This is a genomic window from Nostoc sp. CHAB 5836 (assembly GCF_020829445.1).
Lineage (GTDB): Bacteria > Cyanobacteriota > Cyanobacteriia > Cyanobacteriales > Nostocaceae > Nostoc.
The window spans coordinates 1-24,544 of sequence record NZ_JAIVFV010000063.1; the positions used below are offsets into that span (position 1 = coordinate 1).

Annotated in this window: 20 protein-coding genes; 13 read left to right on the forward strand and 7 right to left on the reverse strand. The window is 42.4% G+C overall.

The genetic code is table 11. The features are described 5' to 3' along the window. From LC605_RS14640 to LC605_RS14650, 3 genes are all read left to right on the forward strand, one after another. On the forward strand, positions 1 to 1,202 hold a 1,202-nt coding region (locus LC605_RS14640; RefSeq protein WP_229548255.1), incomplete at its 5' end, for a tetratricopeptide repeat protein. A gap of 151 nt (positions 1,203 to 1,353) precedes the next feature. Beyond that, positions 1,354 to 1,632: a hypothetical protein gene (locus tag LC605_RS14645; protein ID WP_229548256.1), complete on the forward strand. Its 279-nt coding sequence runs from the start codon at positions 1,354 to 1,356 to the stop codon at positions 1,630 to 1,632. Positions 1,633 to 1,658: 26 nt separating this feature from the next. Next, positions 1,659 to 1,913, forward strand: a complete 255-nt coding sequence (locus LC605_RS14650; RefSeq protein ID WP_229548282.1) for a UPF0175 family protein — start codon at positions 1,659 to 1,661, stop codon at positions 1,911 to 1,913. A gap of 328 nt (positions 1,914 to 2,241) precedes the next feature. Here LC605_RS14650 and LC605_RS14655 read toward each other — a convergent pair whose 3' ends face one another. Together LC605_RS14655 and LC605_RS14660 are read right to left on the reverse strand one after the other, a co-directional pair. After that, the gene (locus LC605_RS14655) at positions 2,242 to 2,871 is read right to left on the reverse strand and encodes a Uma2 family endonuclease (RefSeq protein ID WP_229548257.1); all 630 of its coding nucleotides are present in this window, start codon (positions 2,869 to 2,871) and stop codon (positions 2,242 to 2,244) included. Positions 2,872 to 2,906: 35 nt separating this feature from the next. Continuing rightward, on the reverse strand, positions 2,907 to 3,179 hold the full coding sequence (locus LC605_RS14660; protein ID WP_229548258.1) for a hypothetical protein: 273 nt from the start codon (positions 3,177 to 3,179) through the stop codon (positions 2,907 to 2,909). Here LC605_RS14660 and hflX point away from each other — a divergent pair. The 4 genes from hflX to gshB all read left to right on the forward strand — a co-directional run bounded on the left by hflX (position 3,064) and on the right by gshB (position 8,122). Next, on the forward strand, positions 3,064 to 4,779 hold the full coding sequence (gene hflX, locus LC605_RS14665) for a GTPase HflX (RefSeq protein WP_229548283.1): 1,716 nt from the start codon (positions 3,064 to 3,066) through the stop codon (positions 4,777 to 4,779). The genes LC605_RS14660 and hflX overlap by 116 nt on opposite strands. 305 nt (positions 4,780 to 5,084) lie before the next feature. After that, positions 5,085 to 5,915 (forward strand): hypothetical protein, encoded by an 831-nt coding sequence (locus tag LC605_RS14670; RefSeq protein WP_229548259.1) that lies wholly within the window; start codon positions 5,085 to 5,087, stop codon positions 5,913 to 5,915. A 456-nt stretch (positions 5,916 to 6,371) separates the two neighbouring features. After that, on the forward strand, positions 6,372 to 6,644 hold the full coding sequence (grxC, locus tag LC605_RS14675) for a glutaredoxin 3 (protein WP_229548260.1): 273 nt from the start codon (positions 6,372 to 6,374) through the stop codon (positions 6,642 to 6,644). Positions 6,645 to 7,147: 503 nt separating this feature from the next. Continuing rightward, on the forward strand, positions 7,148 to 8,122 hold the full coding sequence (gene gshB / locus LC605_RS14680) for a glutathione synthase (RefSeq protein WP_229548261.1): 975 nt from the start codon (positions 7,148 to 7,150) through the stop codon (positions 8,120 to 8,122). 333 nt (positions 8,123 to 8,455) lie between these two features. On the opposite strand, the gene LC605_RS14685 is transcribed toward gshB, so the two are convergent. The 4 genes from LC605_RS14685 to LC605_RS14700 all read right to left on the reverse strand — a co-directional run bounded on the left by LC605_RS14685 (position 8,456) and on the right by LC605_RS14700 (position 11,538). After that, positions 8,456 to 8,623, reverse strand: coding sequence for a hypothetical protein (locus LC605_RS14685; protein ID WP_229548262.1), 168 nt, complete (start codon positions 8,621 to 8,623; stop codon positions 8,456 to 8,458). A 160-nt stretch (positions 8,624 to 8,783) separates the two neighbouring features. Continuing rightward, positions 8,784 to 10,088: a cell division protein FtsZ gene (gene ftsZ / locus LC605_RS14690; protein WP_229548263.1), complete on the reverse strand. Its 1,305-nt coding sequence runs from the start codon at positions 10,086 to 10,088 to the stop codon at positions 8,784 to 8,786. A 60-nt stretch (positions 10,089 to 10,148) separates the two neighbouring features. Beyond that, a complete protein-coding gene (locus LC605_RS14695) occupies positions 10,149 to 10,436 on the reverse strand; it encodes a hypothetical protein (protein WP_229548264.1) in 288 nt (95 codons plus the stop codon). A 268-nt stretch (positions 10,437 to 10,704) separates the two neighbouring features. Further along, positions 10,705 to 11,538, reverse strand: coding sequence for a cell division protein FtsQ/DivIB (locus tag LC605_RS14700; protein WP_229548265.1), 834 nt, complete (start codon positions 11,536 to 11,538; stop codon positions 10,705 to 10,707). An 840-nt stretch (positions 11,539 to 12,378) separates the two neighbouring features. On the opposite strand from LC605_RS14700, the gene LC605_RS14705 reads away from it, so the two are divergent. Both LC605_RS14705 and LC605_RS14710 read left to right on the forward strand, forming a co-directional pair. Further along, complete coding sequence (locus LC605_RS14705; protein ID WP_229548266.1) at positions 12,379 to 13,710, forward strand: P-loop NTPase fold protein; 1,332 nt, start codon at positions 12,379 to 12,381, stop codon at positions 13,708 to 13,710. Positions 13,711 to 13,864: 154 nt separating this feature from the next. Beyond that, entirely contained in the window at positions 13,865 to 18,913 is a 5,049-nt protein-coding gene (locus LC605_RS14710; protein ID WP_229548267.1) for a hypothetical protein, read from the forward strand. A 539-nt stretch (positions 18,914 to 19,452) separates the two neighbouring features. Here the strand turns inward: LC605_RS14710 and LC605_RS14715 are convergent. Continuing rightward, entirely contained in the window at positions 19,453 to 19,767 is a 315-nt protein-coding gene (locus LC605_RS14715; protein WP_229548268.1) for a hypothetical protein, read from the reverse strand. A gap of 888 nt (positions 19,768 to 20,655) precedes the next feature. Here LC605_RS14715 and LC605_RS14720 point away from each other — a divergent pair. From LC605_RS14720 to LC605_RS14735, 4 genes are all read left to right on the forward strand, one after another. After that, a complete protein-coding gene (locus tag LC605_RS14720) occupies positions 20,656 to 21,489 on the forward strand; it encodes a photosystem II manganese-stabilizing polypeptide (protein WP_229548269.1) in 834 nt (277 codons plus the stop codon). Between the two features lie 918 nt (positions 21,490 to 22,407). Further along, positions 22,408 to 23,184 carry an RNA polymerase sigma factor SigF gene (locus LC605_RS14725; protein ID WP_229548270.1) on the forward strand — a complete coding sequence of 259 codons (777 nt, stop codon included), beginning with the start codon at positions 22,408 to 22,410 and terminating at the stop codon, positions 23,182 to 23,184. Between the two features lie 165 nt (positions 23,185 to 23,349). Beyond that, a complete protein-coding gene (locus LC605_RS14730; RefSeq protein ID WP_229548271.1) occupies positions 23,350 to 24,192 on the forward strand; it encodes a hypothetical protein in 843 nt (280 codons plus the stop codon). A 2-nt stretch (positions 24,193 to 24,194) separates the two neighbouring features. Continuing rightward, the gene (locus LC605_RS14735) at positions 24,195 to 24,446 is read left to right on the forward strand and encodes a hypothetical protein (RefSeq protein ID WP_229548272.1); all 252 of its coding nucleotides are present in this window, start codon (positions 24,195 to 24,197) and stop codon (positions 24,444 to 24,446) included. Positions 24,447 to 24,544 lie beyond the last annotated feature (98 nt).

The following is a 24,544-nucleotide window of genomic DNA, read 5'->3' on the forward strand; positions in this document are numbered from 1 at the left end:
AAGACGAAGCTTGGTACAATCGGGGCATTGCGCTAGATAATTTAGGACGCTTTGAAGAAGCGATCGCATCCTACGACCAAGCACTGAAATTCAAACCAGATTACCACCAAGCTTGGTACAATCGGGGCTATGCGCTAGTTAATTTAGGACGCAGTGAAGAAGCGATCGCATCCTACGACCAAGCACTGAAATTTCAACCAGATTTACACGAAGCTTGGTACAATCGGGGCTATGTGCTAGTTAATTTAGGACGCTTTGAAGAAGCGATCGCATCCTACGACCAAGCACTGAAATTCAAACCAGATTTACACGAAGCTTGGTACAATCGGGGCATTGCGCTACGTAATTTAGGACGCAGTGAAGAAGCGATCGCATCCTACGACCAAGCACTGAAATTTCAACCAGATAAAGACGAAGCTTGGTACAATCGGGGCATTGCGCTACGTAATTTAGGACGCAATGAAGAAGCGATCGCATCCTACGACCAAGCACTGAAATTTCAACCAGATGACCACCTAGCTTGGAAAAATCGGGGCATTGCGCTACGTAATTTAGGACGCAATGAAGAAGCGATCGCATCCTACGACCAAGCACTGAAATTTCAACCAGATGACCACCTAGCTTGGAAAAATCGGGGCAATGCGCTAGTTGATTTAGGACGCAATGAAGAAGCGATCGCATCCTCCGATCAAGCACTGAAATTGAAACCAGATGACCACGAAGCTTGGAACAATCGGGGCTATGCACTAGTTAATTTAGGACGCAATGAAGAAGCGATCGCATCCTCCGACCAAGCACTGAAATTTCAACCAGATTACCACCAAGCTTGGTACAATCGGGGCAATGCACTAGTTAATTTAGGACGGACTGAAGAAGCGATCGCATCCTACGACCAAGCACTGAAATTTCAACCAGATTTACACCAAGCTTGGTACAATCGGGGCTATGCGCTACGTAATTTAGGACGCAATGAAGAAGCGATCGCATCCTACGACCAAGCACTGAAATTTCAACCAGATTTACACCAAGCTTGGTACAATAAAGCTTGCTGTTATGCTCTCCAAGGTAATATTGAGCAGGCACTAGAAAATCTACAACAAGCAATTAATCTGAATTCTGATCAATATCGAAAGATGGTAAAAACTGACTCAGATTTTGATGGTATCCGGGAAGATGAGCTGTTTCAAGCTTTAATTGAATAACCGCTATAAATATTAAACTAATGTAGCCATTCATGCAAGAATTTATGTAGCGATCGCCTTTAAACTTCCACTGAAAATATTCACTTAAATTAATAGCGATGCGATAAATTACTAAATATAAATTCAACCCATCTTCAGGAAAAGAAATCAAATGTCAGAAAACCTCCAAGAGCAAAAACAGCTATCTCTCAAAGAAATTGCTAGCCTATCTTTGGCAGAACGTCACAAAATATTAGAACCTTTGATCGCCGCTACAGCCGAAGATTTTTTAAACAACCCGGAATTAACAGAATTTTCAGTTTTAGATGGTGAAGACTGGGAAACCGAGAATGACAACATAATTTATATGGAACAGCTCGAAAGCATCCGCAGCCATGAGGCTTTTTTGAACGGCTACGCACCGGAAGATGAAGGACTTTATGACGACTGAAAATTAAATGCGATTATCTTAAAAAAATCATGTCACAACTTAAAATTGACTATCCAGAAACTTTGCCAGATGCGTTACAACAAACGCGAGAACAGTTTGAACAAGAAGCAAAAATGGCAATGGCAGTTAAACTATTTGAAATGAAACGTATTTCTTCTGGTTTAGCTGCACAGTTAGCAGGTATAGATAGGGTAACTTTTTTACTTAATTTACACCATTATAGTGTAGCGATGATTGATTTAACAGAAGAGGAACTTATATCTGATTTAGCGAATGCCTGAAACTAATATATAGGACTCATATTTGATTGCGTGAAAAGATACGTAGGGTGTGTTAGCGACAGCGTAACGCACCAAACCCTTGATAATGGTGCCGTACTCTCGTCTAACGCACCCTACAAATGCCCAATTTTGTTCAAAAATCAAACCGGATTCCTATAATTGTTATCAACACAGCACCACTTATTTCTAGGGAGCATCCCAAATGTGCAAAAGTACTTGGCGATTGGAAATCGCGGCTACACAGGCGAAGTCCGCCTACGCGGACTATTTTAGAAACCCGCGTAGGCGGGTTTAGTTTGTGTAGCTGCGGTTTTAACCGCCAAGTTGCTTAAATTTTCTCCTTCACCCACTCTCGAAAATTCCGCGTCATTTTCATCACGCCAATTCTTTGACTTTCTTCTAAAAATCGAGCAATTTCAATTAAAGGCAATTGTGCAAAAATTGGCGAATTATTGCACTCTATATATTGTCCTTGTTGCAGTTGGTAAATATACAGCACACCTTCGTCATAACGCCAAAGTTCCATAACACCTAAAGACGCATAAATATCAAATTTATTCAGCGAAGAACTTGTTAAATCTATTTCTACTACTAAATCCGGTGCTGGGTCACGGTTCAAATCAATTTCTGATTTGTTCCTCACCAACGCTTCATTGCGAATATAGTAACTGCTATCTGGTTCCGTACCACGCCGCAAATCTTCCCGTCTAAAGGTTGTAGAACCCGCAGGTACAATTTCTAAATTCAACTCTTCGGCAAGCACAAAAATCAAACGTTCAATTAAACATTTCCAATACTCATGGGAAAAAAGTGGGGTCATAATTTCCAGCATTCCTTGGTCATAGGTGATGCGAGAGGTTCTATTCTCTCCCATCTCAGCTAGCATGGTTTCAAAAGTCTGCCAGCTGATATTTCTCAATACAGCCCTTTGTTCTGAAGCGGCGCGTGTTGTTACCATTGCTCGATTTGTGGGTTACTACCACCAAAATAACGTCAAATAAATACCCACCGTGAACTAATTCCCAATGCATCCCTCAAAGGACAGAGATAGGAGCCTAAACCCTGTTGTAAAATAGACATATAAGGATTCGGGGGGCCATTTAACTGGTCATAAACGCCTATAGAAACTATCTTTGGAAATCTCCAAGGTCTGAAGTCCAGCCAGCTGAAACAACTACAGCGACTGTACCACCAGCGCATACCAGGCGATCGCATCACCACGCCTGATTTCTCCCAGCGTCTGGCAGCAATTAGCACAGAAGTCAATCAGCCTGTGTGCGCCTACATCAACCGTCGCGGCCAAGTGATTCGCGTCGGGGTAGGTACACCGCGCCAAACACAAATACCACCGATGGAATTGCCCCGTTACGGTGCAGAGCGACTCAGTGGTATTCGTTGTATTGCCACCCATCTGAAGCCAGAACCGCCCAATGAAGCGGCTCTCACGGCAATGGCACTACAACGCTTAGATGCCCTAGTTGTCCTAAATATAACTGGAACGGGATTTACACGCAGAGGAGGCGGCGCGACTGGGTATGTCAAAGAAGCTTATCTAGCTCATCTGACACCCCAAGAGTCCCGCACCCTGATTACTAGTCCTGCTACTTCCAAGCTAGAGGAAAGCCAATTCCAATCCCCAAGTTGGAATATATCGCCACCTCTGGACTTGGATGATTTGGCAGACCAGGATTTAGTAGACTTGGTAGAAAATCTGGAAGCGGAATTTCAACGGGAATTTATCGCCCAGGAAGTAGATGCTGACCACGATCGCGTGCTAATTGTGGGGCTAATGACCAGTGAGATAACTCCCCTACAATTCCAAGACACCCTAGTAGAATTGGCACGTTTAGTTGATACTGCCGGGGGAGATGTATTACAGACAATACAACAAAAGCGATCGCGCATTCATCCCCAGACTGTAGTTGGCGAAGGTAAGGTACAAGAAATTGCCCTAACTGCCCAAACACTAGGAGTCAATCTCGTCGTCTTTGACCGCGACCTCTCCCCCTCCCAAGTCCGCAACTTAGAAATGCAAATTGGTATCCGGGTCGTTGACCGCACCGAAGTTATTTTAGATATCTTTGCCCAACGCGCTCAATCCCGTGCTGGTAAATTGCAAGTAGAACTAGCACAACTAGAATATATGCAGCCGCGACTAGCTGGTAGAGGTCGCACCATGTCCCGATTGGGTGGTGGTATTGGAACTCGTGGCCCTGGTGAAACCAAATTAGAAACTGAACGCCGTGCCATTGGGCAGCGTATTTCCCGACTGCAAAAAGAAGTAACCCAGTTGCAAGCCCATCGTTCACGGTTACGGCAACGAAGGCAGCATCGAGAAGTTCCCTCAGTGGCTTTGGTTGGATATACCAACGCTGGTAAGTCCACTTTGCTGAACGCTCTCACTAACGCAGAAGTTTATACAGCCGACCAGCTATTTGCGACTCTCGATCCCACCACGCGCCGTCTGGTAATTCCTCATGGCGAAACAGATGAACATCAGGAAATTCTGATTACAGATACAGTAGGGTTTATACACGAATTGCCTGCATCATTAATGGATGCCTTCCGCGCCACCTTGGAGGAAGTCACAGAAGCCGATGCCCTACTACACTTGGTAGATTTGTCTCACCCCGCTTGGTTGCGTCATATTCGCTCAGTCAGAGAAATCCTGGCGCAAATGCCAATAACTCCTGGCCCCGCGCTAGTTGTTTTTAACAAGATTGATCAAGCCGATAGTGAGACACTGGCTCTAGCTAGAGAAGAATTTCCTTTAGCGGTGTTTATTTCTGCGAGTCAGCGCTTGGGATTAGAAACCCTACGTCAACGCCTTGCCAAGCTAATTGAATACGCCGTTGACACTAGATAAGTAGGTCGGCGCAATTAAAGTTAACTGGCTAAGGCTGTCATTTGTCATTGGTCATTTGTCATTAGTAAGGGTTTTAAGCTTATTTACGTTTCGTAACATAATTGAGTTTTTTCGCACTAACGTACTTAAGCGTTGGAATTTAACATATTTTGAATTCGACAAAGCTCAGTATTATTACTGAGCTTTTTGTGTATATCAAGCTGAAAATGAAGTATTATTGAAGATAGAGTCTGTATTAGAGACAACCTGTTATTCCGTGTTTAGAGTGGTGTAAAGCTTTTATTGAGCGCTTTTGACTTTGATGGGTGGCAAGCAGCAAATTCCCATCTGAAAAACTAAGTCTCACCATTCTATTTCACTTACCGATTAACATGAAAAATCTTTTTTCAACTTCAGCAGTACCATTCTTTTTGGCTGCAACTGCCGTTGTAATATCATCCTCTGCTTTTTCCCCTGCCCATGCTGCTTCCTTTACATATAACCTGGATTGCGTTATCTCTGGAACTGTAGGTACACAAAGCTATTCTGGTGGAAGTACCTGTGCGAAAGTAGACACGTCTTTTGGGACGCTTACCATTAAGGACAATGGGACTGATGCAAAAAAAGTAGATGTTGTCATCGACCTAGCAGGAACAAAAAAGCATAAAATTCAAACATTTTATTTGAATTACAATGACAGCAAATTTAATAATAATACCTTGTTTCAAATATCGGCAGCTTCACCTTATGCTATGGGCACTAACCCCATTACAGTAAAGGAAAACAACCAAAAACCAGCTGGCTATCAAGGTAAATTAGATTTAAATATTAACCCATCATCGACTGGCGCAACCAATGATGGCTTCACTGCCACAATTTCACTGAATAATGTTGATCTCAATGTCGCAGACTTTAATTTTAAAGATACTCTCAATCAAATATTCGCGGCAGTTCACATAGGAAATTACGGTAATAACCCAGGAGTTTCTGGTGCTAATTCAATCTGGGTAGGGTCGAGTTCTTATTATCAGGCTCCACCTAAAATTAAATATGTGCCTGAGCCAAGGATAACAATTGCTCTAGCTTTATTTGCTCTGGGTGCATTGGCACTCATCAAAAAAACAAACAGTCTGCAAAGCAGTCAGCAACACTGTTGATTCAACTTGGGTGATGTGTTACGCACCACACGCTTGGAATGGTGCGTTACGCTCTGCTAACACACCGACTACTAGACATAGGAGTAAAATTAAATATGCGTTACCCAGAACCCTTGTAGAGACGTAGCACTGCTACGTCTCTACATTTTTTTTCACTCCTATGTCTACTAAGATTTTTTCATAAATCAAATATGATTCCTATATATAGGATTCATATCAATACTGCGTAGGTTTTGAAAATTTGTAGGTTGTGTTGAAGGTCGTGAAACCCAACAAAGAGAAAGAAAATGTTGGGTTTCGTTGCTCAACCCAGGGAGCATCCCAATGCAAGCTTAAATCTTTTCCTCACCCCCAGCCCCTCTCCCATCTTTGGGAGAGGGGAGGTATAATGCTAGTTCCCCACTTCTAGGACGGGGTTTCTACCCAATATTTCGATGACATTAATTTGAGGACATCATGGCTGCAAAAGTAGAAATTTACACTTGGAAAACTTGCCCGTTTTGCATTCGTGCCAAAAGTTTGCTGAAGAACAAAGGCGTTGAATTTACCGAATACAGTATTGATGGAGATGAGGCAGCCAGAAATCAAATGGCTCAAAGAGCAAATGGACGACGCTCTGTACCGCAAATTTTTATCAATGATCACCATATAGGTGGTTGTGATGATATTCACGCTTTAGATAGTCAAGGCAAGCTGGATGAGCTACTAACTTCTGGCAATAGCGTGTAGTACCGCAAGGCGGAAGTCACTCATTCACCCATGCTTGAATTTTAGGCTTTCTGGCTGTAATGAAATGGTAGGTAGGTCGGCACGATTAAAGCTAACTGGCTAAAGCTGTCATTTGTCCTTTGTCATTGGTCATTAGTAAAAATTTTAAGCCTATTTACGTTTCGTAATATACTTTGATTTTTTGGCACCAACTTACTTAGGTACATCTGTATTGCGATCGCTAGCGACAAGCCGCTACAAATTAAAGGAGGGAGGCTTTGAACAAAGCTTGGGGGTTTAATTCCCCAGCAATATAGGCAGCACGGTTTTGTGTCGGGGTTAAATCCTCGTTACAAAAAGTAATTGCGTTAGCGACGTAGGAGCGTCATGGGCGAAAAAGCGAATTATTTTAATTTTCCCCCTTGCCTCCAAGGGTTGGGCTTAAGTTTGAGAGAAAGTCGCACATGGCGTAAGAGATAATAATTGAATAACCATTTAATTTCTTGGTGATTGAGGTATAAAGGGTGAAACTGGCTTTTATCATTGATCCCATCCATCTGCTTGACCCGTGTCATGATACCAGTGTTGCCCTAATTGAAGCAGCGCAAATTTTGGGACACGAAGTTTGGGTAACTCAGGCAAATCTACTGAGTGTGTTGGAGGGTAAAGCTTGGGCTGTCCTACAGGGAGTCGAACTTGTACCAGTGCAGTTGGTGGACAGACGGTGGGTAGCAGCGAATCCTTGGTATAAGTTGAGCGATTCTTCCTTAACTTCTTTAGAGACAATGGATGCCGTATTTATGCGGACAGATCCACCTGTCAATGATTCCTACCTCTATGCCACCTATATTCTGGATTACATTGACCAAAATAAAACCCTGTTGATTAACAGTCCCAGCGGTATTCGAGGGGCAAATGAAAAAATGTACGCCCTCCAGTTTACCAAAGCGGTTCCAGAAACGATTGTCAGTGCTGATAAAGAGTTTATTCGGCAATTCGTGGAAGCAAAGGTGGCAGCAGTTCTCAAACCACTGGGTAACAAAGCTGGGGAAGGAATTTTATTTTTGCAATCAGGCGATCGCAATTTTAACTCCATTGTCGAACTCAGTACCTTCCAAGGTCGAGTGCCAGTAATGGTACAAACTTATCTACCGGAGGCCAAAGAAGGAGATAAGCGAATTATCCTGCTCAATGGCGAACCGATTGGTGCGCTCAATCGCCTCTCTAGCGGAACTGATTTTCGCAATAATATGGCAACTGGTGGTACAGTCGCTCAAACCGAAATTACCCCAAGGGAGTATGAAATCTGTACCCAAGTAGCCGAACGCTTACGCCAAGACGGCTTAATTTTTGTGGGTATTGACGTTATTGGTGGGTATCTCACTGAAGTTAACGTCACTAGTCCCACCGGAATTCGTGAGATTGATCGATTAGATGGTACTCGCCTTGGTCATCAGGTAATTCAATGGATTGAACAAACTCTAAAAATCAAAAAATAATTGCATTTACCTTATTAGGACTACCCCTTTCAAGGTGACTCGTAAAATCTCTGTTTTTCTCTCTGCGCTCTCTGTGTCTCTGCGGTTCAAGAGTAATTTATTTAACTTTATTAGGCGCAGAGGACACGGAGTATAGAGATTAAAGAGGAATTTATTGACCAAAATTTTTACTCACCTTGAAAGGGCTAGTGCTAGTTGGGTTGAGCAAAGCTCAACCCAACCTACAAATATTAAAAACTTACGCAGTATTGGGAGTGGTCTCAGTTCGGACACTTGCTTGGTCAAGTTTCTCATGCCACTTTACTTAAGTAAATATACGTACTTATGTCAATATTAGTGTAATTGATCTTGAGGGTTAGATGTACCGATGTCTACAACAGGTGTAGCTGCGGCATCCGTAGTTGGGCAGGTTTTGTTACAAAAGCATAGCCGGACATGGCAGCTAGTAGACTCCTGCCCAAGTTCATTCCACAAAGTAGCGTTGAGTAGTTTTTTTAGCAATTGGCAAAATCGGAGATGGCAACAGATTGCTCACCCCTCTCCTTGGTAAAACCCTGAAACTAGCAGATTTTATACAGCACTCAGCTTGACCTGAGACTGCTAACTTAATCTAAAATCCTTTGACTGAGCGCTCACGACGAAGTTTCAAATCCAAAATCTTTTAATTCCTTGGTGTACGTCGGTTTCTCAGAAAATCAGGTATATCCAATCCAGGTTTTTCTTTTGGTTCTGGAATTGGAGTTGGAGTTGGGGTTGAGGTTGGGGAATTAACTGCGGGTTGCTGCGTTGTTGGTCGCTTGGGAGTATTAGGTGTTACCCGAACGTTAGCCACGCTTTGTTGTGGCACCACTTGCACTTCACCTGTAAAGCCGGTGGCAATTACAGTAATTCTTACCTCACCTTGGAGTCTGTCATCAATTACGGCTCCAAAAATAATATTGGCGTTGGGATCAACTACTTCATATATCGCTTCTGCCGCAGCATTCACTTCATGCAAGGTGAGGTCAGTTCCACCAGTAATATTAAATACAACCCCTCTAGCACCTTCAATAGAACACTCTAGTAACGGTGAAGAAATAGCTGCGATCGCAGCTTCTCTGGCTCTAGATTTTCCCGAACTCACTCCAATTCCCATCAATGCCGATCCTGCATCTGCCATCACAGCTCGGACATCAGCAAAGTCAACGTTTACCAAACCGGGGATCGTGATGATATCAGAAATACCTTGTACCCCTTGACGCAGCACATCATCTGCATAGCGAAAAGCTTCTTGTACAGGCGTTTGTTCGGGGATCACTTCCAGTAGTTTGTTGTTGGGGATAATGATCAGTGTATCTACTCTACTTTTTAGTCCTTCAATACCTTGTTCGGCTTGGCTGGTGCGACGGCGTCCTTCAAAGACAAATGGACGTGTGACTACACCAACAGTGAGAGCGCCCATTTCTTTCGCTACTTCTGCCACAATTGGAGCTGCACCCGTTCCAGTACCACCCCCCATACCAGCAGTGATAAATACTAGATCTGCCCCCTCTAAAGCCGTAGCAATTTCGTCCCGTGATTCCTCAGCGGCCTTTTGACCAATGGCAGGATTACCACCTGCTCCTAAACCCCGCGTTAGCTTCTGTCCAATTTGTAATCTACTTGGAGCGCCTGCCAGAGTTAAAGCTTGGGCATCAGTGTTAATTGACCAAAACTCTACCCCAGAAACATCAGATTCAATCATGCGGTTAACAGCATTGCCGCCACCACCACCTACACCAATCACTTTGATGTTGGCTACCCGACCAGGAACTATCTCACCAATTCGGCTATTTTCCGCAAAAATCTTCTTATTCTCGTGATTTTGTCCGAAGTTCATCCCAGAGTTATTAAAGGGATTGGTCGAGTTAACTGCCAGAGAGAACCCCGGCTGTCCCGCAGATTGGGAATTTTTATAGGTAAGTCCTTGGTTATTATCAAGTGTCATTGGATTTGTGAAAGGGTAGATAAACGACTTTTTCAGGTATTATTCACCTAAGAGTCAACTTTAGTTTGACATTGCCACAATACTATGGCACTGTTCTTTATTGTTTTCACTACTGCCAAGCCTAACAGAATTGACAGTGCGAAAGTTTGCTATGGGATAAGCTTTTAACGCAGCTGATCGCACAGCCAATTCTAGAGAAGTATACCTATATTTATCTAAAAGTGATCTGTATAACATCAAAGAGACATTAATCTCTTGATTATTCTCAGAGGAGGGCATAACTTCTAAAGACATACTACTGCGCCTCTTGTCTGCCTCAATAATAATATTGTTAATAGGTTTCACCATTGGGGATGATTGCAACTTTAGACATAAAATTTACCTGATACTTACTTATCTTTCCGGTGAAAGTAAGCAAGAATTGGCTTGTCAGACTATACCTGACTAATTTGTTGTTTGGGGGGTCTTAATGGACACTTTGTCGGAGCAATAGTCTATCTTACAAGAACCCTCACTAGTGCGGCCAACAAATCAACATTTCCTAAGAGGTTTCGTCACCCAATAAGAATTACGTCACAGACAAGATTTACTAGGAACAATCAAGAAATTAAACACGCTAGATGTTTTTAGGGATTTTGGGAGTTAATTTTTCGTTTTTTTGGTTCATTTGTACTAAAGGAAATTCGGGATTTTTCAGATCAATGTACTGTATTTGACCGGAATTAAATTTTGCTGCTAAATGGCGCATTTGGGCGAGTACCTTAATTTGTTCAGACAATTGGGGGCTTGGAACGCCGAGATGCACATTTCCTAGTTCTGTTTTCAAAATTAAATTCGTTGGATTTTGGCAATCAACTTCCATCACTTTCACGGGACTTTGGCTGACAGCTTGATGAAGTTGAGTCCAGTAAAGGCAGTATTGTTTTGGCGAACCAATTACTCTGAGATTGGGTAATTTCCTATTGGGATTCAGTGATGTGTATTTTTCTAAGGGCATCCAGGCTCCACTTGTATCTAGTAAGCCGATTGTGACTTTTTTGTTGCCACGTGTTTGAGTCACCGCTACAGGTACTCGTTCTTGGATTTCGATGATTAACCCAGGAGGAAAGAGGCGGCGTCTCACGATCGCTTGGGCAATAGTTGGTTGTTTCTTCAAAGAGTTAGCGATCGCCGACGGTTCAATCCGCCACAGAGACTGGGGGTAAGATAGCACCAACAGTGATTGAGTTGTCTCATTCGACAGTAATTTATTGCCTGATTTCATCACTATTTGTTTGGGAGCTTTTAGCATCCACATCGGTTGGATTGCCACCCACAGTAATCCACCTGCCAAACCAGTAATGGCGAAGGTTCGCCAAATAGCCCGAATAATTCTCATCTGCCTGTCTCGACGTAATTTCCGACGACGCTGTGCTATGTACGTGCGGGAAACTGATATTATGCCAGCCATTCAAGCCCCTTTCTGGTTGCAATCTAAATTCATTGACGCCCTCGGATCATTATTAATTTCAGTAAACACTCTTAGCCGCTCTCCTCAAGACTTTTTTTATTTTTAGTAACACTTTACAGTAACGATACAAGGATTATGGCGCTAGTCATCGTTGCGATTAAAATTTCCGGTGTCCATTTTTGACTGACTGTAGTCTTTTTGACAATTTATTATCACTGATTTTTCCCTAATAATTACAAAATATTAATTCATCTGCATATTTATGATTTTGTTTACTTGACAAATAAGACACAAAATGATATGACGAATATTCCTAGATCTCTGTGTACCTTGCTATAATTCATACCAATCCTCTCTCATCAGCTATACAAACTGAGAACCATACTCTCTTGTAGCTTTTTTACTGATTCACTAAGCCTTAAAGGTTTGTGGGAGGTCAAGTAAAAGCTACAGATTGTCAAAACCTCAATAGCAGGTGTAAAAAGGACAGATATGTTTGAGGTTATTAGGGTCTGACAATTCAGGTTATGTGGAAAAGTCCACCAAAAACCTAACCCCCTAACCCCCAACTCGTCGCGGGAAGGGGGAAATTCAAAGTCTCTCTCCTTAAAGGAAGAGAGAAATAGAAGAGAGGTTTTCCAAATGCCGTGAAAAGTCAGATTAGGGTGAAGTAAATCTCTGGCATACTACTGACAGTAATCTTGCAGCAAGTGCTGTCCTTTACAAGACACCACCAACTTGCGAGTTAATCGTATGCTTACATCCTGCATAGAGATTATTTGTATAAAAAAGACGAATTAGACTGCATCTCCACACTCATCTACATACAGATTTACACACATGAAAACGACATTAAATTTGTCACGTTTTTATAAAGCATGTAACCCCAGCTACACGCTAAACATAAGTAACATCCTAGATCGGCAGTATTACATAGATTTTGCTGATGTACGTGGTTGCAAAATTGTCGAAGAATTGCAACGGACGATCATTCGGATTTCTCCTGATGAGCCAACCTGTCAGTTATTTACAGGTCACATTGGCTGCGGTAAATCAACGGAATTGCAGCGCCTAAAGACAGAACTAGAATTGGCGGGATTTCATGTAGTTTATTTTGAGTCTAGTCAAGACTTAGATATGGCGGATATTGATGTCAGCGATATTCTGCTGAGTGTAGCCCGTCAAGTCAGTGCCAGTATAGAAGGCATTGGCATCAAACTCAAACCTGGTTACTTTACCAATTTGTTTAAAGAAGTAGGCGATTTTTTGCAAAGCCCCATAGAGCTTTCTGGACAAGCAGAGTTGTCCTTAGGTATTGCGAAAATTACAGCCAAAACCAAAGATAGCACCCAGATGCGCAATCAACTGAGGCAATATCTGGAACCACGTACCAATAGTATTTTGCAGGCGATTAACGAAGAAATTTTAGAAAAGGCTGTTGAACAGCTAAAGCTGCGGGGTCAAAAAGGACTGGTAGTGATTGTAGATAATTTGGATCGAGTGGATATGCGTCCCTTAGCATCCGGGCGATCGCAACCAGAATATCTTTTCATCGACCGAGGTGAACAGTTACGCCGACTCAAATGCCACCTAGTTTACACAATTCCTCTAACATTAATTTTCTCCAATGAGTATGAGACACTGAAAAATCGCCTGGGGGGAGGGATTGCGCCAAAAGTACTGCCGATGGTATTAGTGCGCCAAAGAGATGGCACTGACTACGAACCAGGGATGTCATTAGTGCGCCAGTTAGTTCTAGCAAGAGCTTTTCCAGAAGTTCCTTTGAATAGCAGGCTTTTATTAATTACAGAATTATTTGATCACTCACAAACCTTGGATCGTCTATGTCGCGTTAGTGGTGGTCACATCCGTAACTTATTGGGTTTACTTTATAGCTGCCTACAACGACAAGATCCACCTTTTTCTAGGGACTGCTTAGAAGCAGTGATTAAGGACTACCGCGACGATCTGCTATTAGCTATTGATGAATCCCAGTGGGAATTATTGTTTGAAGTAGTGCAGCAGCAGAGAGTTAAAGGTGAATCTGACTATCAGAGCTTACTAAGAAGTATGTATTTATTTGAATATCGCGATCCTGTGGGGCGCTGGTTTGGCATCAGTCCAGCCTTGGCAGAAACAGAAAAAGTTTTGGCTTGGCAACAAAACAAGTAAGAGTCAATTGTCATTGGTCATTGGTCATTTGTCATTTGTCATTTGTCATTGGTCATTTGTCATTTGTCATTTGTCATTGGACTAATAACTAATGCCCAATGTCCAACGTCCAATGCCCGACGCCCACTGCCCCATGCCCCATGCCCAATAACCAATGACTAATGATCAGCAGCTAGACATCTACATCAAAGAGAATCAGCATACTTTGCAAAGACTGATTAGAGCGATCGCGCTTTCCGAAGGTCAATTTGCTCTGATTTTAGTTCGATGTAACTATAGGCGATTGCGTGAGCAAATGTTAGAGAATATTCGCTCCATCACCAAAGATATCAATTTTAAAGAAATCGTTGTTAATCCATCAACGACTTCCTTACACAACACCATAATCTCAGAACTATCTTTAGATAATCCTACTGTCCTTACAGACTCTTTGCCATCTGCTGTGATGGTTTTCGGTATTGAGTCAATTATCGACCTGGAAAACTTACTTACAGGCATCAACCAAGCACGAGATATTTATGCTGCAACTTTTCCATTTCCAGTGGTATTGTGGCTACAAGATGAAGTGGCATCATTGCTTTCAAGATTAGCGCCTGATTTCAAAAGCTGGGCTGCAACCACTATTAAATTTGAAATGCCCAAAGCAGATTTGATTGCTTTGATCCGCCAAGAGTCTGAATCTCTATTTGCTAAAGTCTTAGAAGTCGGTGCCGAAACGTTTTTATCTAATGACTTCCTCGATTTAGATCCTAAGTCGCAACACCGCCACGAAATAGAATCAGCCCGTAATGATTTGGTACGCCTGTATGGCGTTCAATTAACACCAGGATTAGAAGCTAGTTTAGAATTTGTATTGGGACGAGATAAATACGCCAACGATCAAATTAATGGTGCTTTAGCCAATTATCAAAGAAGCCTAGCGTTATGGCAGCAGGAAGCAAGCAGAGTGGCACAGTGGCAGAGTAATTCTTCTTTGCTCATCTCATTCCCTCTCTCTATACCCGCCTCGTCTTTACTCAAGCAAGCAATAGTACTATTCCACTTGGGGCTATGTTATCGCCGAATGGCAGACTTATACCAGAATACTAGTAGCTATTGCGAACATTCTTTGTTGTGGTTTAAACAATGCTTGGAGCTATTGGAAGAGGTAAAAAGAGAAGACTTAGTTGCTAAATTTATTTTGCCTGCTTGTGAAATGCTGCAACGCTTACAAGCCTGGGATGAATTAAAAAAATTAGCTCAAAAGTCATTACATCTACATAAAACTTATGGAACTCCTGCACAAGTTGCTCAAAATTATGGCTTTTTGGCAAATGTGGCTGCTTCTGAGTCCAATTGGGTACTAGCTCATGAATTAGCGAATACAGCACTTTCTATTTCGGAAGAAGCAACAGAAGTTTCTTTAAGAGACGCTTTGCGAACACGACGACAAGAAAGTTGGTATCTTCTCTTGCTAGCACGTACGCAACGGCATCTGGGTCAGTCGGAAGAAGCCATCAATAACTTGGAATGGGCGAGGGTAGTTTGTGAGCTACAACATCAGCCATCACTTTACTTAGAGATTTTAGAGGAACTGCGATCGCTTTACTTTTTTGACCGTCATGACTATACAGAAGCCTTTAAGCTGAAGCAAGAAAAAATTAAAATAGAACATCAGTATGGCTTTCGTGCCTTCATCGGGGCAAGTCAATTGCAGCCGCAACGCCCCAGAATTAACTCAGTACTGGAACCTCAAAAAATACCATTTATTCCTGAAGAAATTGCCCAAGAAATATCTGCTTCTGGACGGCAACAAGATGTCAATCGCTTAATTGAAAGAATTACCCGCGCTGACTACAAACTCACAGTAATTTATGGCCCATCAGGTGTGGGGAAAAGTTCAATTCTCAAAGCTGGTTTAGTCCCAGCACTCAAGGGAAAAGTTATTGGTGAGCGCATTCCTATACCTATTGTTTTGTCTGTTTATACTGATTGGATTACAATCTTGATCAGCAGTATCAACCAAGCGCTGGCATACACAGGAATATCGCTTAATCTTGACTCTACACCCACCATCCTGCTAGAAAAAATTCGGTTAGCATCAGAGCGCAATTATACAATAGTTATCATATTAGACCAGTTTGAAGAATTTTTCTTTGTTAGTAATCCTCCCACACAAAGAATACAATTTTACAAGTTTTTTAGTCAATGTTTAAATATTTCCTTTGTCAAAATCATTCTTTCATTACGAGAAGATTATTTACATCATTTATTAGAATTTGAACGTTTGAGCCAAAAAAATAGTACTGGTTTATATGATTTGGGTGTAATTAATAAAAATATTCTCGATAAGGATATTCGCTACTATTTAGGAAAATTCTCTAGCCAGGATGCTAAAGCTATAATTCACAGTCTTACTCAACGTTCACATTATGAACTGAGTGAGGAATTAATTAACCGATTAGTGCAAGATTTGACAGGAGAATTAGACGAAGTACATCCAATTGAATTACAAATAGTTGGCGCTCAACTACAAATAGAAAATATTACCACACTTGGAGAATACAAGCTTTGTGGTGGCTCCACAAAATTAGTTGAACGTTGGCTAGGGGAAGTTATCAAAGACTGTGGTCAGGAAAACGAAGAATTAAGTTGGAAATTATTATTTGAGTTAACTGATGAAAAGGGGACGCGACCGTTAAAAACTAAAGCTGATTTAGCGGCTGCATTAGTTAATAATCACGATATAGATACAATATCAAGCTTTGACACAGTTGGGGAACTGATTTTAGAAATATTGGTGGGTTCAGGTTTGGTGTTGAGAGTCCGAGAAGAGTTAGGCGATCGCTACCATTTGGTTCACGATTATTTGGTTGAACCAATTCGCCAGAAGAACAATTATGGTATGCTCGCCGAACTAGAAAAAATCAAACTTGAAAAAACCAAAGCGGAAGTAGCTCAAAAACTTAGTCAAAAGCAACTCAATTTGGTACTGCAACGGCGACTGCGGGAAGCACGAATCGCAGGAGCAGTCCTGGCAATCATGGGGGGAACAATCGCAGTATTATGGTGGCAAGCCGACTTACAAAAAAGAGCAGCAGTCCGCCAAACTCTACGAGCTGAACGCAGTGAAAGTAACTTAAAAATTAGTGCGATCACTGCTGCTAGCGAAGCTTTGTTTGCGTCTAATAAAGAGTTTGATGCCCTATTAGAAAGTTTGCGGGCTTGGAGAAGACTTAAACAGGCAGAGGTAGTACAACCAGATACCCGAATGCGGGTGGTGACAGCCCTACAACAGGCAGTTTATGGGGTAACAGAGGCTAACCGCTTAGAAGGTCACACTGATATTGTCTGGGGAGTAACTTTCAGCCGAGATGGTCAGTTGCTAGCATCAGGTAGCCGAGATCAGACCGTGAAACTTTGGCATCCTGACGGCATCTTACTCCAAACCCTCAAAGGTCACACTGATGCTGTCACCTCTGTCAGTTTTAGCCCAGATGGTCAAACCCTAGCCTCAGCCAGCCTCGACAAAACAGTGCAAATCTGGCGGAAAAACAGGCTTACAGGTGAATTTGCCCCCAAGCCATATAAAACCCTGAAAGGTCATGAAGATTGGGTTTATAGCGTTAATTTCAGTCCTGATGGCGAGTTATTGGCTACTGCCAGTAAGGATAAAACCGTAAAAATCTGGCGCAAAGACGGTAGCTTAGTAAAAATACTGACAGGACATCGAGGGTGGATTAACTGGGTAAACTTTAGCCCCGATGGTCAATTCATCGCCTCGGCCAGCGATGACAAGACAGTGAAAATCTGGCGACTGGATGGTAGCCTTGTTACAACTTTGCAAGGACATCAGCAGGGTGTGATTGTAGCTGTTTTCAGCCCAGACGGTCAATTCTTGGCGTCAGCAGGTCGAGATAAGACAGTGAAACTTTGGCGACGGGAAAATAACACCAATAAAGACGGTTTTGACTTTCGTCCTTACAAAACTTTACGGCAGCATAGCAGTACAGTGTGGAGTTTGAGCTTTAGTTCCGATAGTAAAAAATTAGCTTCCGCAGGTGAAGATAATACCATAAATCTCTGGAGTATCACTGGTACGTTGCTCAAAACCTTCAAAGGACATAGCGATGCTGTTGTCAGCATCACTTTCAGTCCAGATAACAAATTGCTGGCTTCAGGAAGTTTCGACAAAAGTGTGAAACTATGGAGTTTAGATGCCCCAACACCGTCTATTCTTCAAGGGCATCAGGATCGAGTTTTGAGCGTTGCTTGGAGTCCCAACGGTCAGATGCTAGCTTCTGGTAGTAGCGATCGCACTGTCAAACTTTGGCAACGATACACCAGTAATGGCGAAATGAAAACCCGACTTTACAAAACTTTGGTAGGGCACACAAATAAAGTTCCTAGTGTCAGTTTTGACCCAAAAGGTGAAATCCTGGCTTCAGGAAGTTATGACAAAACTGTCAAACTTTGGCGGCTTGACGGTATTTTGATCATGACTCTCCACGGACATAAGGATAGTGTGATGAGCGTGAATTTCAGCCCTGATGGTCAATTGTTAGCATCAGCTAGCAAAGATAAAACAGTGAAACTTTGGAACCGTGAAGGCAAGTTGCTGAAAACTTTAGTGGGGCATCAGGGTTGGGTAAATAGCGTAAATTTCAGCCCTGATAGTCAAGTTTTAGCCTCTGCCAGTGATGACCAAACTGTGAAACTTTGGCAGCAAGATGGTACTTTGCTCAAAACTTTCTCACCCCATGACAGCTGGGTGTTGGGTGTCAGCTTTAGTCCCACTGACGAGCTGCTGGCTTCTGCTAGCTGGGATAACACCGTGAAACTGTGGCGACGGGATGGGACGTTGTTAAAAACCTTATTAAAAGGGTACAGCGATAGCGTCAATGCCGTGACTTTTAGCCCCAATGGTGAATTGCTCGCTGCCGCCAGTTGGGATAGCACAGTGAAACTTTGGAGCCATGATGGCAAATTAATTAAAAGTCTTAATGGGCATCGCGCTCCGGTGTTAAGTATAAGTTTTAGCCCAGATGGTCAAATATTAGCATCAGCTAGTGCTGATAACACAATAATTCTGTGGAATTTAGACCTGGATGATCTGCTTGTCCGTGGTTGCAATTGGCTGGGTGATTACCTCAAGTACAACCCCAATCTTGAAAAGAGCGATCGCCTTCTTTGTGATGGCATAACCAGTAAAAACCCTTTTTAATTCAATACGCTTGGGTTAAGGCTAAAATCCTTTGTCAAAGTCAATTTTTTTGACGAACCACTCCAGGCAAAGAGTTGCCAGTGAGCCCTTGCGGTTAAGAGACTTGTTCGCTCTTAGCGTTCCCGCAGGGTAGCAACTGGCGCGACACTGAGAGAAGAAAGAAATGCTTAACCCAAGCGTATTGCTTTTTAATTACGAATTACGAATTACGAATTAGCTTGAGGCCTCAACGAGCAACCGCTCTTGGTTTAGCGGTTGATGAGGCGATCACAGTTGTTAATTCAAAGCGAGAAATTTATTTTGAGATCATCAGCCAAAGGAGCGATCGCTGTGTGAAACTTCACCGTTAAGTAGAGCGACGCAAATAAAGCTAACTGGCTAAGGCTGTCATTTGTCATTTGTCATTTGTACTGCCCTTAAGAGCGGGACGCACTCGCGTTCGACTACCCTCACCAAGCGCGAAGTGGAAGTATTCGTTATTTATAAGGGTTTAAGGTGTATTGACGTTTCGTAATATAGTTTGGTTTACTCTTGCCGACTTACTTATTTTCTTCGAGAGCCTCTTGTGGCAAATTTGCTAAAAATGCTTGTAGTCTCATGCGCTCAATGTAAGGCCAGCCTCCTTCAGACTCAATATCTTTCAGCAGTGAGTAAAGTTCCCGACGGTTAACAGGCAAACTCTCTTGAAAAACCCCATCCCGGATCTCTCGGTGTAACTGCTCCAATTGCCGCAGCAAAGCCAAAAATGCTACAGTATCACCTTCACAAGCTGTAGCTGCATCATACACCACAGTTGCGATCGCTTGCAGATTACAGGACAACTTCTCTGATTCAATATTTTTGTTATCGTTCATGCTACCCTTTCCGTATAAATGAGGTCAACTCAAATTTACCGGAGATTTTTAATTTTCCCTAGTTTCCCAGTGTTGATTCCTCTAATCCCCCTTGTCTTAGTAGTCAACCAAAGCAACTCTTGCTAGATATCCACAAATTTGACAAAAGGAAAAAACTTTTCCCCACTCTCCACCCTCACAAGCGCAATTTGGGGTTGGTAGAGTACTAGTCAGGGATGAATATAACTAGATTTGTATCTTTATCAAAAGCAATTGCGATCGCTCCTAATAGAGCGTAGTAACCTTTAGCATAGCCTCCACAGCAGCTAGATGTGATCAGGACGAGACTTTCTTGGATTTTGAGTACTTTGATTTTGAGTTAAAAAAAATCGTATGATCTGGCTGATTTCCCCATCAAACAATGGGCTGTATGTAGTGGCGTCACATACATGATACAAAAAGACTTGGGCGACGCCGTTTTTGCCATCGGCAAGAGCAAAGTGCGAAGCAGACACCCCTCTTCGCGCTCCTTGAGGTAAGCATTTATGCTGCTTTGTGTGGAGCTTACTCATCCACTCGCCCAAATCTAACAAATGCCACCAACAGTAAAACTGCTGGTTTTTTGCTCCCCTAGTGACACACATCCAAAATGGATGGAGTGTGCTACTTAGTCTGGGGTTTACACCCCAAGCTCAAGAGAGCGACACGTTTAACTACGTTTAGCAACAGAAAAGTTTGAGCAACGGCTGACAACCTACACACCCGGACACTTGCCTCAACTCTCTTAATCAGAGCAAAGCCGTGTCCGACCAAAGGTAGTTTTTCGCAGAGTAGCGTCTTCTCATCAGAGATCAAAGCTTCGATGCAGTTTTACAACTTAGATATTAATTTTTGAGATTGAGGTTGACCATGAGGTATCGCGCTTTAATTGTTGCATTCTTGGCTTTGTGCCTGGGGCTAATAACGGCTTGTAGTGATGCTCCTGCTAGTAGTGGTAGAGATGTACTCACTTACGATCAAATTCGCGGCACTGGTTTGGCTAACAAATGCCCCCAACTAGCAGAAACAAGCCGTGGTTCCATTCCCATTGATTCTAGCCAGTCTTATGCCATCAAAGAACTTTGCTTGGAACCAACTAGCTTTTTCATCAAAGAAGAACCTGCTAATAAACGGCAAGAAGCAGAATTTGTTGCTGGCAAATTGTTGACCAGATACACTTCCACCATTGATCAGGTGCAAGGTAATCTCAAGGTCAACGCAGATAATAGCCTAACTTTTACTGAAACTGATGGTCTTGACTTTCAAGCCATCACTGTGCAACTTCCTGGTGGTGAGCGAGTACCTTTCCTCTTCACCATCAAAAACTTGGTTGCTCAAAGCCAACCCAGTTTGATCAGTATTAACACCTCTACGGACTTTGAAGGCACCTTCAAAGTTCCTTCCTACCGTGGTGCTGCTTTCTTAGATCCCAAAGGCCGTGGTGTCGTCAGTGGCTACGATAATGCCGTGGCTCTCCCCGCCCAAGCAGATGATGAAGAACTTACCCGCACTAACGTCAAGCGTGCTGAAAATCTCAATGGCAAGATTTCTTTGCAAATCGCTAAAGTAGATAACTCTAGTGGTGAAATTGCTGGTACTTTCGAGAGCGAACAGCCATCTGATACAGATTTAGGTGCTGGTGAACCTAAAGAAGTCAAGATTCGCGGTTTGTTTTATGCACGGGTTGAACCGAATCGTGGCTAAATCTTCGGAAGTAACGCAAATGACTGGCACTCAAAATGACAATTCTGCAAGTAACAGACTTGCTCACAAAAGTTAACTTATTTACCCTCTTTTTTCAAGGGGGTAGATAAGTTTTTTACAAAGATGGGGAAAAGTTAAAGCCGAGCAAAATTGTGAGCGAAATAACCCTTGCAATTGGGATAGGACTTACGCAACAACTCTCTGAAACTCTTATTTCTTTGTGTCCAACTCTTACGAGACGCACTCGCGAATGCGTCCTTCTCCCAGGGGGAGACGCACTCGCGTTTGCGGTTGGTTTTTTCATTATTTTGCGTAAGTCCTGTGGGAAAAATTTCATCTCTCGGTCTGGTAGGTGACTTGATTCATCTCATCCCTTTAACCTTTTCCCTTTCATCAAAAAACTATAGACTTAAGTACAAAAAAGGGTGAGACACCCTTTTTTTTATTTGCCTGCGTAAATATACATAGTATTTTTCCTAAATTATTAGGAATTTTTAATTATTGGGTAAATCCCAGTTAAATGGGCACGTAATTTTACTGTAAATCCAACTTTTGCTTGTCCAACCAAATCCCGACTACTGTTGTTTTGTTTGTCCAAATTAACTTCACCATCAATTAATTTAAATTAAGTACAATCTCGGTTTGATATTTAGTAATTAATTTTATATTTTGTTTTTATGTAGTTATAAAAAAAGCTACAGGTCAGACCGAAGATAAATAACCAACTCAATACTGATTTCGCCCATTGAAATTTGGCTCGATTGCCAAGCAATCTATGGAATTTTGCTAGAAAAGCTCTGTTATCTCCCATAGTATTTGCTAGGAAATCTAGCGCCATATCGTCTTTGATATCGTGCGATCGCAGTTGAATTTAAAAGCGCATAACTGATTCTCTATTTGCTCAATAAACTCGGTGCTATGCCTACCACAGTCACCAATGAACTCAAACACGAAATTTGGCAGTTGTTGCGAGAATATCAGCAATCTCCGTCAGAAAATCTTCGCAATCAACTGGTAAAACTCAATTTTGGGCTTGTGAGGAAAGAAGCTCATTACTGGACAAATCAATGTCATGAAACCTACGATGATTTGCTCCAGGTTGGATGTTTGGGTTTAATCAGAGCTATTGAAAGATTTGAACTTTCCAAGGGACACGCCTTCAGTTCCTATGCACTTCCCTATATTCGGGGTGAAATTCAACACTATCTCCGAGATAAAGGTGTCACTGTGCGAATTCCTCGCAAATGGTTAGCGCTCCAACAGCAAGCAATAGGAGTATCACGTTCTTGGCGGGAAAAACATAATCGTCAACCAACTGACTCGGAATTAGCCGCAGCACTGGAAATTTCTCCAAAGGAATGGCAAGAAATTAAATTAGCATGGATCAATCGCGCTCCCTTGAGTCTCGATGTGCCAATCCAAGATGGAGAAGAAGGCTCTACCTGTTTGGGAGAATTGGTTCCAGATCCTCACTATCGCAGCTTTCAACTGGCACAAGAAGACCAACTCCGCTTACAACAAGCATTGGTTCAGCTAGAAAAACGCACTCGCGATGTGTTGGAATGTGTGTTTTTGCAAGATTTGACACAAAAACAAGTTGCAGAACATCTGGGCATCAGTGTAGTAACGGTTTCCCGTAGAGTCAAGAAAGGTCTGGATTCGATGAAACAGCTTATGGGTGTGACAGAGGATTGACTGCAAACAACACCAAGCCGTAGTTACGCTGGGTAGGCAGTGCTAAAAATAACCCTTGCAATGTAAAAAATTAGGTTATAAAGGGAACATACTTTGCCTTTGATATAAATTTCAGGCAGGTTGATTTCCACTTTGAAATTTTCCAATGGCTTTTGAGAACAACTCATGGGCAGAACTTCAAAAATTACAATTGCAGCTATTTTAGCTTTAGCGATCGCTGGATGTGCTTCTGAAGATACACAACAAGCCATCAATCCTGCGCCAATTCCCAAAATAGCAGCAAAGTCGCGACCTGTGGCTCAATCTTTTAAGAATCCAGTGATACCTGCCAAAGAGGTTTCACAAGTTACTCCTGCATCTATTAGCTTGATTCAATCCACTAATGCTATAGAGCGGAGACGGGAACTTGTGGTATCAAAAGAGCGCAGTGACCCCTTTGCACAACTTTTCGGGCAGACTGTTCCCGGAATGCTTAAAACATCTGGAAGACCAGTTCCCGTGTTGCCTAAGCTACCTACTGCATCACCAGTTAAACCAAAGCTTCCAACACGCAGCATAGCTTTAAATCAACAAAAATCTGTACCAAAAAAAGTCAATCCTACCTTGACTTCAGTCTTGCCTAAAGTTTTGCCTCAAGTTGTGCCCAATCCCACTTTAGTCTCTGTATTACCACCGTCAGTACAACCTGAATTAGCAAGGGCAGTGCTTGTGACTGGTATAGTTCTAATTAGTAAAGAACCACAGGCGATTATCAAAGTACCCAATGAACCGACAAGTCGCTATGTAGAGGCGGGACAGCGATTGGCAAATGGCGTACTAGTTAAACGTATTGAAATGAATGGAGGATCAAACCCAATTGTGATTTTGGAACAATATGGTATCGAAGTTGCCAAAATGGTAGGGGAAGGGGCTGTCAACTCAACGCCGTCAGCTGCATCTGCTACTGGCAATAATCCTATTTCAGTGACAACGCCCCCCCAAAATCCTTTGAATGTGGGAGCTTCATAAAGATGGAGACTAAGGAAAAAATTGAATTCCCTGGTTTGCCTTTAGCTGTCTATAGAGAAATAGCAGCGCATTTGCGTCAAGTTGAAGGGGTGGAAGTGGATTTAATTCCCCAATCATCCCAACAGTTTGATTATAATCAAAGTCAAATTGGTGGTTTGTCCATGTCGTGGACAGAAAACTCTGGTTTAGAAAGTCGGCAACGAGTTAACCAGATTTTGAATTACTATCAAAATCGCTATATTAATCCTATTTGATTTGTGAAAATTCCAACCCACACATCCCCGACTTCTTGAAGAGGACGTTTGACAAGTATTATTGCTAACATCTAAGCCTCCCAAACCTAACCCCCCTA

What these genes read in the sequence shown, in the direction of transcription:
- LC605_RS14705 (WP_229548266.1), top strand. Translation starts at nt 12,379, where the DNA reads ATGAAAACGACATTAAATTTGTCACGTTTTTATAAAGCATGTAACCCC.
- LC605_RS14735 (WP_229548272.1), top strand. Translation starts at nt 24,195, where the DNA reads ATGGAGACTAAGGAAAAAATTGAATTCCCTGGTTTGCCTTTAGCTGTC.
- LC605_RS14700 (WP_229548265.1), bottom strand. Translation starts at nt 11,538, where the DNA reads ATGGCTGGCATAATATCAGTTTCCCGCACGTACATAGCACAGCGTCGT.
- LC605_RS14695 (WP_229548264.1), bottom strand. Translation starts at nt 10,436, where the DNA reads ATGGTGAAACCTATTAACAATATTATTATTGAGGCAGACAAGAGGCGC.
- LC605_RS14730 (WP_229548271.1), top strand. Translation starts at nt 23,350, where the DNA reads ATGGGCAGAACTTCAAAAATTACAATTGCAGCTATTTTAGCTTTAGCG.
- ftsZ (WP_229548263.1), bottom strand. Translation starts at nt 10,088, where the DNA reads ATGACACTTGATAATAACCAAGGACTTACCTATAAAAATTCCCAATCT.
- LC605_RS14655 (WP_229548257.1), bottom strand. Translation starts at nt 2,871, where the DNA reads ATGGTAACAACACGCGCCGCTTCAGAACAAAGGGCTGTATTGAGAAAT.
- LC605_RS14715 (WP_229548268.1), bottom strand. Translation starts at nt 19,767, where the DNA reads ATGAACGATAACAAAAATATTGAATCAGAGAAGTTGTCCTGTAATCTG.
- LC605_RS14645 (WP_229548256.1), top strand. Translation starts at nt 1,354, where the DNA reads ATGTCAGAAAACCTCCAAGAGCAAAAACAGCTATCTCTCAAAGAAATT.
- LC605_RS14710 (WP_229548267.1), top strand. Translation starts at nt 13,865, where the DNA reads ATGACTAATGATCAGCAGCTAGACATCTACATCAAAGAGAATCAGCAT.
- LC605_RS14725 (WP_229548270.1), top strand. Translation starts at nt 22,408, where the DNA reads ATGCCTACCACAGTCACCAATGAACTCAAACACGAAATTTGGCAGTTG.
- grxC (WP_229548260.1), top strand. Translation starts at nt 6,372, where the DNA reads ATGGCTGCAAAAGTAGAAATTTACACTTGGAAAACTTGCCCGTTTTGC.
- LC605_RS14720 (WP_229548269.1), top strand. Translation starts at nt 20,656, where the DNA reads ATGAGGTATCGCGCTTTAATTGTTGCATTCTTGGCTTTGTGCCTGGGG.